Origin of the sequence: Paenilisteria riparia FSL S10-1204 (assembly GCF_000525995.1) — a bacterium.
Lineage (GTDB): Bacteria > Bacillota > Bacilli > Lactobacillales > Listeriaceae > Listeria_A > Listeria_A riparia.
Map to the genome: position 1 here is coordinate 44842 of NZ_AODL01000010.1, position 13811 is coordinate 58652.

8 protein-coding genes and 4 pseudogenes are annotated in these 13811 nt (G+C 40.5%); 6 read left to right on the forward strand and 6 right to left on the reverse strand.

Translation table 11 applies throughout. The features are described 5' to 3' along the window. The first annotated feature begins 7 nt into the window (after positions 1–7). The 3 genes from PRIP_RS18355 to PRIP_RS08385 all read left to right on the forward strand — a co-directional run bounded on the left by PRIP_RS18355 (position 8) and on the right by PRIP_RS08385 (position 3236). Positions 8–1243: a lipopolysaccharide biosynthesis protein gene (locus PRIP_RS18355; protein WP_036100791.1), complete on the forward strand. Its 1236-nt coding sequence runs from the start codon at positions 8–10 to the stop codon at positions 1241–1243. A 183-nt stretch (positions 1244–1426) separates the two neighbouring features. Beyond that, positions 1427–2650, forward strand: a complete 1224-nt coding sequence (locus PRIP_RS08380; RefSeq protein WP_036100792.1) for a hypothetical protein — start codon at positions 1427–1429, stop codon at positions 2648–2650. Positions 2651–2666: 16 nt separating this feature from the next. Further along, entirely contained in the window at positions 2667–3236 is a 570-nt protein-coding gene (locus tag PRIP_RS08385) for a Crp/Fnr family transcriptional regulator (RefSeq protein WP_036100793.1), read from the forward strand. A gap of 1 nt (position 3237) precedes the next feature. On the opposite strand, the pseudogene PRIP_RS16975 reads toward PRIP_RS08385, so the two are convergent. Next, positions 3238–3417: pseudogene (locus tag PRIP_RS16975) on the reverse strand (MFS transporter); the annotation flags it as partial. Between the two features lie 67 nt (positions 3418–3484). After that, positions 3485–4900, reverse strand: a complete 1416-nt coding sequence (locus tag PRIP_RS08390; RefSeq protein ID WP_036100794.1) for an MDR family MFS transporter — start codon at positions 4898–4900, stop codon at positions 3485–3487. Between the two features lie 584 nt (positions 4901–5484). Here PRIP_RS08390 and PRIP_RS08395 point away from each other — a divergent pair. Continuing rightward, positions 5485–5820: a hypothetical protein gene (locus PRIP_RS08395; protein ID WP_036100795.1), complete on the forward strand. Its 336-nt coding sequence runs from the start codon at positions 5485–5487 to the stop codon at positions 5818–5820. Between the two features lie 373 nt (positions 5821–6193). Here PRIP_RS08395 and PRIP_RS08405 read toward each other — a convergent pair. Next, positions 6194–6662, reverse strand: a pseudogene (locus PRIP_RS08405) (MarR family transcriptional regulator). Between the two features lie 14 nt (positions 6663–6676). Continuing rightward, positions 6677–7828: an ROK family transcriptional regulator gene (locus PRIP_RS08410; RefSeq protein ID WP_036100797.1), complete on the reverse strand. Its 1152-nt coding sequence runs from the start codon at positions 7826–7828 to the stop codon at positions 6677–6679. A 147-nt stretch (positions 7829–7975) separates the two neighbouring features. Between PRIP_RS08410 and yicI the strand changes: the two are divergent. Next, positions 7976–10245 (forward strand): annotated as a pseudogene (gene yicI / locus PRIP_RS08415) (alpha-xylosidase). A gap of 57 nt (positions 10246–10302) precedes the next feature. After that, positions 10303–11688: a glycoside-pentoside-hexuronide (GPH):cation symporter gene (locus PRIP_RS08420; RefSeq protein ID WP_036100798.1), complete on the forward strand. Its 1386-nt coding sequence runs from the start codon at positions 10303–10305 to the stop codon at positions 11686–11688. Between the two features lie 74 nt (positions 11689–11762). Here the strand turns inward: PRIP_RS08420 and PRIP_RS08425 are convergent, their stop codons facing one another. After that, a complete protein-coding gene (locus PRIP_RS08425) occupies positions 11763–12107 on the reverse strand; it encodes a nuclear transport factor 2 family protein (protein WP_241434136.1) in 345 nt (114 codons plus the stop codon). Positions 12108–12386: 279 nt separating this feature from the next. After that, positions 12387–13608: pseudogene (locus tag PRIP_RS08430) on the reverse strand (chloride channel protein). Between the last annotated feature and the right edge of the window lie 203 nt (positions 13609–13811).

Consider the following 13811-nt stretch of genomic DNA (forward strand, 5'->3'; position numbering starts at 1 on the left):
GCATGCTATGAATCGTCTAAAAAAACTAGGTTGGAATACGTTCATTATTGGGCTGGGAAGTATGGGCAGCAAATTTATGATTTTCTTACTAGTTCCGTTTTATACGTTTTATTTATCGCCAGCCGAATATGGAAAAGCAGATATTTTAATGATGACAATTTCTATTTTATTGCCGATTGTAACGCTAAGTATTGCAGATGGCGTGTTTCGTTACACGATGGATAAGGTAAGTCCGAAGCAGGTGTTCAGCACAGGATGCGCGATCTTAATTTTGATGACAGCCATTTTGATTTTGCTAGCACCAATATTATTACAGATCCCCATGCTTCAAAATTATTACTTGCTATGTAGCGCTATTTTACTTGTCCAGGCATGGAATGCATTATTTCAGCAGCAAGCACGAGCAAACGGCAAACTCATTTTATATTCTGTATCGGGACTTCTTATGGCAGTCGTGTTATTTATTGCTAATCTTATCTTTTTGAAATATGGCAATATGGGTATTGAAGGGTTTCTTTATGCCAATTTAGTTGCATTTTCCTGCCAAGCTATTGTCTTGTTTTTCGGAAGTAAGTTATACCGCTTATTCTCTTTTCGAGAGATGAACAAAGCTTTATTGAAGAAAATGTTGTTGTACTCCTTGCCACTGATTCCAAATGCGATTCTTTGGTGGGTGATGCAAGTATCAGATCGTTACATTTTAACGCTATTTCTTGGCGTAGCAGCAAATGGTTTATATACGGTTGCCGCTAAAATTCCAAGTTTGCTATCGATGATAAATACAATCTTTTTCCAAGCATGGAGTATTTCGGCAATTGGAGATGGGATTAAGAAAAACGATACTTTCTTTGCCCAAGTGTTCAGTATCTTTTCGTGTTTGTTTTTCATCGTGACCGAAGCGATTCTCCTTATCGTGCAACCGCTCGCCGAGACATTGTTCTCCGCAGCGTATCAAGGCGTTTGGCAGTACGTTCCGTTTCTTTTAATTGCGGTAATCCTGTCCAGTTTCTCAAGTTTCTTAGAAGTTTCCTATATGGCAGAGAAAAAAAACAAAGCAACTCGTCATAACCACATTAAAAGGTGGCGCTGTGAATATCGCTTTATCATTCCTGCTTATTCCGTTCATCGGTATTATTGGAGCGTCCATCGCAACGCTTATCGGATTCTTAATCACTTGGTTACTCCGCATGAAGCAAACAAGATTTTTCCATCAGATGCAAGCCAAAACGCTCTTTTGGTGTAGCCTTGCTATCTTGTTTATACAGAGCATTTACGTATCACTCAGCGACGTTCCTAATATCGTCATCCAACTCGGATTTGCGCTGATGCTAATTACATGTCAACTCCTCCTTGCGAAAAAAATGATGCGTGCTAAAAACGCGCGTCGCCTTGCGAAATAATACAGAAATTAGTGGTGAAATAAAGTATGGTAATCTACATGATCTTGTTTATCGTCGCCTTGTTTTCCAGTTTGCTGGAGACAATCAACCCAGTTTTGGGGTATATCAATGAAATCATCGTCATTGGCTTTGCAATGGTTGCTCTAGTGAAACTATTTTTCCTAGAAAAAGCAGAGAAAAAAGCGATGGACGGGTGGATTTTATTATCGCTTGTCTTATGTAGCGCCTTTTTCTTAGTCGCATTTATGCCGAATTTATTTAACGAGCCACACAATACGATGGCGATGCAACTGTATACCTTTTTCGGGATGACGAAGTTTCTTATTTTATTTTATAGTGGTCGAATTTTGGTGAAGGGGCTTGATTTTCGAGCGAGTATTCCGTGGATGAAACGCTTAGCATGGCTGTTTTCTATTATTTGTTTACTCGTCTATGTACTAAATATCGCAGTGCCGCTGATGCAACCTTTTGATATTCGTTTTGGCATGCCAACGTATGCTTACGGTTTTGGTCACCCCGCGCCGTTTAGTATGATTGTGATTATTTTTACGGTATTGATGGTGTTCTTTTCCTTATTGCAAAAAACACGATTGCCGTATCTATATTTACTGTTGAACTTGGGGCTTATTTTTACGGCGGGTAGAAGTACTGCCATCGGGATTTATTTATGCCTGTTTTTGCTACTCCTATTCTTTCCATACATCAAGCGAATACCAAATTACATGTATCTTTTACTCGGTAGCTTCCTTGCTTGGTTCAGCTGGGACCGTATCATCAATCAATTTGGTGCGGAGAACACAGAGGCACGCGGCGTATTACTACGTACATCTGTAGAAATTGCCAAAGACCATGCTCCATTTGGCGCTGGATTAGGAATGTTCGGCTCTCATGCTTCTCGTCTTCATTACTCACCACTATATTTCGATTACCAGTTATCTCGTGTTTGGGGACTATCCAGTATCAATCCATCCTTCATCACAGATTCCTATTGGGCAATGATTATTGGTGAGACAGGCATTCTCGGGAGCATTTTCCTAATTGCGCTATTCATTGTTACACTTATCGCGATTATTCGCTCCACGAGTGGTAATTTTAAAATGAAATTAATTGTTGCCTTTCCATTCATTTACGCATTATGTACCAGCCCTGTTGATACACTGCTTGTATCAGGAAGCATCATCAGCATTATTCTAGCTGTACTTTACATGATTGCATTAAGCCATACAAAACCTAGCGAAAAGCGTACCTAAAAAGGAGGAAAAAGCGATGACAACAAACAACAGTCCAGTAACGGAACTAAAAAAAGGGGAATTTATTAAAGAATACGGAGAATATGCGATAATTCATGGTTATATAGTATGCAGAACGGGAAATCATTTTATAAAAATATTAAGAGAAGGACATTTCATCATTACGGAGACACCTTTGTTTGGTGACGCTATCCAATTTCAAGCACAAGGTCATGCCAGAATCACACGATTGCCGATGGTTTCACCAAGCGATTTTTTGCAAAAACAAAACCAAACACAAGCAAGGATGATACAGGCGTTAACCTATCAGCTAAATATATACGCCTTACCAGTAAAACAAAGAATTATGGCACTTTTATATCAAATTGCCTGTGAAATTGGAATTTGTCAATTAAACAATTGCTATATTCCCACTGTCATGACACAAGTAGAGTTGGCTAAATATGCACATTGCACACGAGAATATTTAAATGGCGTGCGTAAAGAGTTGATTGAATGCGGCTGGCTAGCGAAAGGGAAAGAATGGGTATTGTTGGATTGGAGACGCTGGAAAGAATACATGGACAAACCAACATCTCCAATCTGACTTATTCCGTTACAAGTTCTACAGCCTTATTATCCCTTGGCACAGTTACAATAATCGCGATCAACGAAGGCAAGCAAAAACCAACATTTGTCAATAAACCGATCATCGCTGCTAAATCAATATTTCCACTCGCCGTAATCACACCGTAGACTGTTGCCGAAATTGCAATGCCAAACAATCCGCGATAGGCCCTATTTTTCTCCTAAAAAAATATTTAAATGGATAGCGCAAAAAAAGACTCAAGTAAGTCAACGAGTCTTTTTTTGCTTATTAGTTAAGAAGAAACTCGGAATGAAGATGAGCGCGAGGACCACAGCAGATACTAGAAAACCAGCCTGGAAACCTTTCAAACTCGCGGCAAAAGAGGGATGTAAGACTTGAACGAAACTGGCGACAACCGTAGCGATAACGGCGGAACCAAAACTGGAACCGAGATTTTCGATAATGTTAATGCCAATACTAGCTTCAGGAATTTGCTTGTTATCAAGACCTGTATACGCGTCGGTCGTCAGTGGCAAATTAATACCTCCAATGCTTGTACCGCGGATGAATAAGATGATGGAAATCCAAATCATACTCGTTTTATCCGTAATAAAGACAAGCGGAATTGAGCCAATAAGTGAAAGAGCGAGGCTGACCATCACGACATATTTGGCGCCGAATTTATCAATCATTTTACCAATCACAGGTCTCGTCACAATCATACCAACACCTTGCGGAATCAGTGCGATCGCAGCTTCAATAGGCGTGAAATGGCGGAAAGTTTGGAAGAAAAGCGGCATAATAATCATTGGCCCCATAATGGCGATATTCGCGAGGAAAAGCCCAATACTCGATGCCGCAAAACGCTTATGCACGAACAAGTTTAACGGAAGAACCGTTTGATTTTTGCGAATGTGGTTGTAGATGACATAAACGACCGCCAAAACAAGGCCAACACCAACGCAAAGCAATGTTTCGCTATTGTTGAAAGAAGCGTGGCTGGCGGCTTTTGTAATACCGTAAATCAAGGCAACACTCATACCAGCCAAAGTAACAATCCCGAAAACATCGAGCTTACTATCTTTGTTGAACGGTTCGAACTCAGGAATCGATTTCATCATTAACGGCACCGCGATAAGAACGATAAACACGTTGATAAAGAAAATCCAGTGCCACGAGGCGAAATGAATAATAAAGCCACCGATAACAGGGCCGAGAATTGGACCAAGAATCATGGGCGTCGTAACAATTGCGATGACTCTACCGAGATTTTCAGGTCCCGCCGTTTTGACGAGAAGCGTTGACATCAGCGTAGTAATGACACCAGCGCTAAACCCTTGAAGCAGTCGGAAGAAAATGAAACTGGAAACATCCCAGCTAAGCCCAGCAAGAACCGAAGTAATCCCAAAAGCGACAACCGCTCCGATAAAAATTCTCTTGCCATTGAATTTATTCATCAGCCAACCAGATATAGGCACGGCGATGGCGAGAGCTAAAACGTAACCTGTAATGGCCCATTGGATTGTATCTAAAGTTGTGTGGAAGTCTTTATTTAGTTGGTCGATGGCGATATTCACCATAGTTGAGTCCAGCATCGGTGCAATGGCGCCAAGTGCGATAGCCCAAGCCGCGACGAGGATTTCTCTGGATAATCCTGAACCTTTTACTTTGTTTTTAGTCATGTGGAAAACTCCTTGTAGATATATTGATTCCTAGGAAACATAATTATCTTATAACTATTTAGTTTCCTTGTCAACAAAAAATGTACCCCTTTTTGTTTTTCAGATGTTCATCTGTAAATTAGGAGTAGGTTTATCTAGTTAATGGATTATGTTTCTCAATAAATATACTGAGGAAATTCCCAATAATTTTATAATGTTATATTTAATGTTTTTATAACTGTAAAAATAAGCATTCAGGAACAAAATCGCTACGTTTAGGACTAATGGAATATATATCAAATTTATTATGGTATAATGTGATTTACTACACTAATAGGGAGAGATAGCACTGAAAATGATTAGAATTAGTTTATGTTTTTGCTTGGCAGCGTGGCAGTGGAATCGTTAAATGTGTTTGCTGATGAAACGCATAATCACGAAAAAATGAACAGCAAATCAGAAACCAAAAAAAGGCTAGTGCCAACTTATCTACTGATAATCTAATAGTTAAAAATGTGAAGGGGCTAGAATACTCTATGCCAAAAATGCCCCCGCTGATTTAATTAATCTATATTTAAAAGCAGGATGGGAGAGGTGAATAGCATTTGACTAAGAAATGGATATTAATAATTTCACTAATTATTTTGGCAGTGTTATTATTTGTAGGTTTTATGTGGTTTAAAAATAATGGACCAATAAAAGATACATCACTAAAAGATGATGGTATTGGAAAGCTGACCGTTGGTATGGATGAGGAACACATCCGCCATTATTATCCGGAATTCGCTATTTCTCATGGGAAAAATAACAATACGTATTATTATAATGATGAAGATAGTTTTGTTGTTACTGCCCAGAATAAGAAGATAGTCTGTATTGAATTGAGAAATGAAGTGCCAAATCAAAAACTAACGACGAAAAAAAAATATAACATTGGGTAGCTCATTGAAAGACGTTGAACAGGCCTACGGAAAAAATTATAGAAAAAAATCTACAGAACGATATGGAGATGTGATAGAGTTTCAAGATTCTAAAACAAATCAAAAGCTAGTATTTGGAATGTTTGATAATAAAGTCAATGTAATCATATTTTATGATTATGAAAAATTTGAGTACCAATTTTAATTAACCGCGTATTGAAGTTAAGCAATCTAAAAAGCCCTTGAATTAATTTTCATAGGCTTTTTTTGTTGGTTTTTAAATGTGGCTCAAGGTCAATTGTTGCGGTAACTTATTTTCCTACCCAAACATTTATTATATTGTTTTAATTGGAGGGCATTTCTGTGTGCGTTAGTCTGCATAGGATATACTCCATTACCTAATATCCAACCCTTGCTTCCTAATCTCCTCATCAAGATGCTGATTATACTTCTCCATAAAAGCCAACAACATATCATACTGCTCGTCGGTCACTTGCTCAAACACCGCTTTGTCGCGGTCTTGGAATTGTTTGTGGACTTCTTCGTGGATATTGAAAATCTTTTGGCCGTGCTCGGTAAGACGGAAATAGATTTCTTTTTTATTATCAGGTTTTTGATAGCTTTCGATGTAGCCTTTTTTTTAGGAGTTTTTTCGTGATTTTGCTGGCGGCGCCTCGGGTCATGTAGAGGGACTGCGCTAGTTTGGTCACATTAGGGTCAGTCGTTTTTTCAATGGCTTCGATGCAGTGGACCTCCGAGGCTTTGTAGCCGTCAAGCCGGACTTCCATCTCGAACTTGTTCAGCCAGCCCATCTTATTTAGCAGGTCCCTCACACCGTCCATCACTTGATCTGCTTTATTCATCGTCTATCCTCCCATCATTTCAATTCGAATTTCGGAACTTCTAAAAAATTAGAAATCGTAACAACCGCTGCACCGAACAAAATGGCTTCTTCACCGAGTTGGGCGGTTTTTAGTTCGATATTTTGCGCGGTTAGGCGTGGTAATCGTTCTTTGATTTGCTCTGGAAAACTTGGAATAAGTCGGCTGATTTCGCTGTGAATTGCAATGACTTTCGGGTTGTAAAGCGCAATCGTGTTGTGAACGGCGATTGTGAGGTAGTCAATCATGCTGTCGATGAGTTGGATAGCTTGGCGATTATTAGCGACATACGCGCGATGTAAATCTGGAATAATGGCTTCTGGATTGCCCGAAATGTTACGAAATGCGTCTAAAATGACTTTCTCCGAACTATACGTTTCCAAACAACCACGTCCGCCACAAGAGCAGGGGTTGCCGTTAATATGAACAATCATGTGACCAATCTCACCGCTAAGCCCGTTTTCACCAGTGTAAAGTGTGTCGTTCATAATGATACCAGCGCCAAGGCCTGCGTGAATGCTGATGCCAACAAGATTATGGTACGTATTATTTTTAGCATGCTCACTAAGTGCGAGTAAATTCGCTTCGTTTTCAATCAAAATCGGAAAATCAAAATGTTGTGCGAGTTCAGACGCTAGCGGGAAATCGGCAAAATCATACGCTGGCGTGAACGTAATCCAATTATTTTGCACGACACCATGAATCGCGATAGTCATTCCAATGACGCCAAAAGGTGATTTTGGAAGCTTGGCGGTAATTTCTTGGATAATCGTAACTAAATCAGCGGTAATGGTGTTTTTTTCGATGGTTCGAAAGGGGAGAAGTTTCCGATTTTTGGTCGAACCGTCGAGATAGTGAATCATAGTATCTATGTAATCGTAGCCGATGTCAACGCTGATGGCGAACCCCGCGGCTTTGTTTAGTTCTAGCATGATTGGCTTGCGGCCACCTTGCGTGGTACTCTCGCCGATGCCGACTTCTTGAATTAACTGTTGCGCGATAAGTGTTTTGACAATGGCGGAAACACTGGCTTTATTAAGGCCAATTTTTTCAGAGAGGTTGGCGCGTGATAAAGGTCCTTCATTAACGATAACGCTTAGCACCGTGCGCTCATTTGTTTCTCTAATTCCTGTCCTGTTTGCAAACATGACGACACCTCCTGTTACTCATTGTAGCGGTTAACGCCGTCTTTGTCCAATGCGCAAAATAGAAAAGAAAGCGCTTGACAAAACAAAGTTGTCGTATTAATATGATGTTAGTTAGTTTATTATGCTAACGAACTAGGAGGGACGAAAATGAAATTTACTGATGGTATATGGCTTGTAAAAGAAGGCTTCGAGATTCAAAGTCCTAAAGAAGTATTCGACTATGAATTGAAAGCGGATTCACTAAAAATTCACGCACCATTTAAAAAAAATTAAAAACACGTGGCGACACCTTAAATCTAGGCTTGATGACAACGGAAATCCATTCGCCGCGAGAAGACGTCATGACGATTCGTTTGACACATCACGACGGTAGCGCACCGAAGTCACCAGCTTTTCCAGTAGAAGATGGGCACATTGCTTTGAAATCTAGCGAAACAGACGGTGATATTACGGTAAGCTCAGGTAATTTGCGAGTCGTCGTCGATAAAGAGAATTACGCGTTAACCTTTTACGGAAAAGACCAATTTTTGACGAAATCAGACGTGAATGGGCAAGGCTACATCACTTCGTCATCGCAAAATTACATACGAGAACGGCTTGACTTAGGCGTTGGTGAGAACATTTATGGCCTTGGCGAACGCTTCACAAATTTTGTGAAAAACGGACAAACCGTGGATATTTGGAATAAAGACGGCGGCACAAGTAGTGACCAGTCCTACAAAAACGTCCCATTTTTCGTTAGCAATAAAGGATACGGCGTATTTGTGAATCATCCAGAAAACGTATCATTTGAAGTAGGCTCCGAGCATGTGTCTAAAAATCAATTTAGCGTAGCGGGCGAAAGACTGGAATACATTCTTATTTATGGCCCAAGCATGGAAGAAATTTTGCGGAAGTATACGGATTTGATGGGGAAACCAGCATTGCCGCCAGCTTGGTCATTCGGGCTTTGGTTAAGTACATCGTTTTGCACGGATTATAATGAAGAGACGGTGAACAGCTTTATCGATGGCATGAAAGAGCGCGATATTCCGTTAGACGTTTTCCATTTTGATTGTTTCTGGATGAAGGATTTCGAATGGTGCAATTTCGAGTGGGATAAGCGCGTTTTCCCCGAACCAGAGAAAATGTTGGCAAAACTAAAAGCGAAAGGTCTCAAAATTTGCGTGTGGATCAATCCGTACATCGCGCAGAAATCTGCATTATTCGCAGAAGGCAAAGAACATGGCTATTTCATTAAAAATCGAGACGGTTCCGTGTGGCAATGGGATTTATGGCAAGGCGGTCAAGCCATTGTTGATTTCACAAATCCAGACGCATGTGCTTGGTATCGCGCGAAGTTAAGCGCTTTAATCGATATGGGCGTAGACTGCTTCAAAACCGATTTCGGCGAAAGAATCCCGACCGATGTGCAGTATTTCGACGGCTCCGATCCAGAAAAAATGCACAATTATTACGCGTATCAATATAACGAAGTCGTTTTTGACTTATTAAAAGAGAAGAAAGGCGAGCAAGAAGCCGTACTATTTGCTAGATCCGCAACAGCGGGTTCACAGAAATTCCCAGTACACTGGGGCGGTGACTGCTTGTCTACGTATAGCTCGATGGCAGAATCATTGCGTGGCGGCCTATCGTTCATGCTATCCGGATTTAGCTTCTGGAGCCATGACATCGGTGGATTTGAAGAAGGCGCGACACCAGATATTTACAAGCGCTGGACCCAATTCGGCCTACTTTCCTCACACAGTCGCTACCACGGAAACGTCGAGTATCGCGTACCATGGATTTTCGACGAAGAAGCAGTAGACGTGACTCGCAAATTTACAAAACTAAAAATGCGCCTCATGCCATACTTGTTCAAACAAGCCGTAACGGCGCACAAAGAAGGCGTTCCAGTCATGCGTCCAATGGTATTAGCATACACCGAAGACCCAGCCGCCGCAACGCTGGACCGCCAATACATGCTAGGTGAGAACCTACTCGTAGCCCCAATTTTTAATGACCAAGGTCAAGCCGAGTTCTACCTTCCAAAAGGAAAATGGACGAACATCCTAACCGAGCAAGTGTACGACGGCGGCCAATGGGTTTCTGAGCACCACGACTACATGAGCCTGCCACTTTTAGCAAAAGAAAACAGCATTATCGTTCATGGCACCGAAGAAAATCACGCCGAATATGACTACACTGAAAAACCAACTATTCACATCTACGGCTTCGAAAATGACGGTTCAGAAGCAAACACAAGCATTTACCAAACAACTGGCCAACAAAAAGCAACCATCCATGTTCAAAACAAAAACAACGAAGTCACCGTCCAAACAAAAGGCTTAGCAGAATACACCATCATTTGGCACAAACAACACAATCCAGCAACAAAAACTTACGAAACAACCGAAAAAACAATCAAATTATCATAAAAACTAATGTTCCTATTCCAGAGATGCGGATAGGAACATTAGAAAGGTGGAATTTTTATGGAGGCAACAGGAAGAATGACGGCAGAACAACCATTGAAAGCGATGGTGCCGTGGAAAGAAAGAATTAGTTATGGTTTAAGTGATACCGCATGTAATCTCGCATTTCAAGTAATTTCAACCTATTTAATGTTTTTCTACACAGATGTATACGGAATTAGTGCCGCAGCAGTCGGAACTTTATTTTTAGTTGCGCGTGTTATCGATGCTTTTGACGGACCGATCATTGGTATTTTCATCGACCGCACCAACACACGATGGGGAAAAAGCCGTCCGTTCTTCCTTTGGTTCGCCATTCCCTTTGGCTTAATGTGCGTACTAACCTTTACCACACCAGGCTTTGGTGACGCCGGCAAGATTGCATGGGCATACGTCACCTATATTCTAGTAGGTATTTTATATTCTTGCGTAAACTTGCCAATCACGTCGATTTTACCAAGCTTAACCAACAATCCAAAAGAAAGAACCGTCCTTGGAACGGTACGTCAATTTGGCGGAACACTAGGACAAATTATCGTAACTGTATTCACACTACCAATCGTAGCAGCACTAGGAAAAGGCAACGACCAAAAAGGATTTTTCCTAACGATTTTAATTTTTTCCATCATCGCGGTCGTATTATTACTTAACACATTTTTCAACACAAAAGAACGCATCGAAAATGTCCAAAAAGTCGTGCGCGTAAAAGATAGCGTTAAAGCAATGAAGCGCAACTGGCCATGGATTATCATGATTTTGATGAACTTCATTTACTGGATGGCCATGACGATGAAAAACCAGACAACCGTGTATTTCTTCAAATATAACTTAAATCGCGAAGACTTAGTACCAATGATTATGGCGCTAGCATTCGGTTCCTTACTAACCTTGCTCATGACTCCAGCCGTAGCCGGAAAACTAGGCAAACGAAACACGATGGTCGGTGGACTCATTTTAGCCATTATCGGTCAAGTGATTATGGGCGTTGGGGCACATAGCTTGAGTATTCCAATCATCATCGTTGGCGTGGTCATTAATGCTTTCGGAACAGGCTTCATTTCAGGACTTCTTTCCGTTATGCTTGCCGACACAGTCGATTACGGCGAATGGAAAAGCGGCGTTCGTGCCCAAGGGTTGTTAACATCCGCATCAAGCTTCGGTGCAAAATTCGGAATGGGAATCGGGGGCGCCATGACTGCAGGAATTTTAGCAGCAGGAGGTTACCAAGCCAATAAAACGCAAACAGCCGCAGCACTTCAATCCATCGAATTTAACTTCATTTGGATACCAATTATCGGTTTTGTCATCGCAGGAATCGCATTATTTTTCTACAAAGCCGACAAACTTGAAAAAATGTATTTAGTGGAATTAGCAGAACGCAATAAAAAACTAAAAAATCAACAATAAAAGAAGCCGCTTCTCACCAGATTCCGTCCTAATTACTAGGAGGCGAATCAGTGAGAGGCGGCTCTTAAGTGTCGTTATTTTACTTGTGCTTCAATGGATTGAGGCGTTAAGCCAGAATCATTTACTTGTCGAATTTCATATACTAGCCCATCTTCATTGAATTCAAAAAACTCAACAGAATTATAAGTGAATGCCTTCTGTGTCTTCGATGCGCTTGTTCCGTCTGGGAATGTAATATCGCCCGTTAAAGATCCTGACATAACATAGCGAGAAACTGCAACATTCCCGTCAGCATAAATTTCATGATCGGCAACTTGTGCATCCTCAAAAGAAGCAGTAATCGAACGTAACGCGTTTACAAAATTGTCAGCGCCCTGAATAAGTTGTCCATTTTTGTAAAATTTGATGTTCTCCGTAATTAATTCATACTGCTTGTCAAAATCCCGGTTGTTTAAGTTTGTGTGAAATTTTTTTTGGAATGGCTCTCTTTTCTTCTAATGTAAGTTGACTAATCATCGTTCACTATCCCCTCTCATCTCTATTAACGTATGAACTAAACAAAAGCTGTTAAAAAAAGTATACCATACAATTATATCTAAAATTATGAAGAATTTGATAATTTATTCGAAAAAAATTGAAAAAAACTGTGTATTTTACTCGTTCCAATAAAAAATGGCACCGGAGTGCCATTTTTTATTTCATGCAGTTGTTGCAGTCCTTTTAAACCAATGACGACTAACAAGAAATGCTGTAATTAGAATGAAAGGGAAGAATTGTAACGGGAAAATGAATAACAAAATCGAGCTTGTTAAAAGCGGACTGCCAACAATTTTCGTACAACTAGCCGCTGCAAAAATCGTAATCAAGAATGCAACTGGCGAATCTAACCACCAAGTAGCCACGTAACCCATAGCACAACTTGTGAATAATGCAGGGAAAATCATACCGCCTTTCCAGCCACTTTGCATACAAAGTCCGACTAGAATAGGTTTTAACATACCTAAAGCCAACAAGAATAATACGGAATATTCATCAATGGTGGACGTTAATTCGACTAACTGATGCTCTCCAGAGAATAAGAAAAAGTGTGAGAACATCCCAAATACGCCTATACTAGCACCACCGATTAGCGCTAGTATCCACTTGTTAGAAATCGGTTGTAGCAACTTCGTAATTATTTTTTGGACAAATAGGAAGTACATGCCAAAAAGCAGGCCAGCAATTAGTACCGGTATATAGAATGCTGCATCAAGCCAAGACCAGTCTGTATCTGGCAAGCGAATCGCAAACACGCTTTTCGGAACCGGAAGCGCTCCTTTAATATAAATAAATGAAGCCAGCGCGGTCACTGAAATTAAAATGGATAACACAAGTTTGGACCATTTCGGCATTTTTTTTTCTATTCATATCCTCATCTAAATTCTCAGCAAGACCGTTAAAAGGAGCCAGAAAGATAACAGAAAGTATCGCGCCAACGCCAAGACTAATCATTTCTTCTTTTCTTTGTACAGTCAGCTTCATATGGTCGATAACCCAAGTTGTGATACCACCGACAATACCAATTAACGCCGCCTCTGGACCTAAGCTCGCCCCGAACGATAGAATAACCCAAGCTGCTAAAATTGTATAAAGTAGCCGATTTTTATATTCAATCCGTCCGGTTTTGCGCATTTCGGCCATATTTTCGTGCATCGTATAAGGGAATGGCCCAAGCTTCGTTTGAATAGCTCCAACTGCGAGTCCGCCAATCAGGCCAACGATTAACGGATAATAAATAGGTGCATGTATTTGGTCTGGCAGTTCCGTCCAAATAAAATCAATGGAAATTTGAATAAGCGCCAAGAACAATGCTGCAATCGCTCCAATTGCAACCCCAAGGATGATTGTGTATGTAACAAAAGCGATGGATAGTTTTTTCATGTTTGTCGCTCCCTTTTCTCTATTTTGTTTTGAAGTATATCGATATGTAACATTTTACCCTGAAATGTAAGATATAAAACGATGGACTGCGTAAAGATACCATAAATAAATAACTATTTTCAACTGTTAGGCCCTTTATAAATGAGTTTATTACCACATAAATAAGGGAACAGGGAAGTTAGACAGAACCAACATAGAGGAGT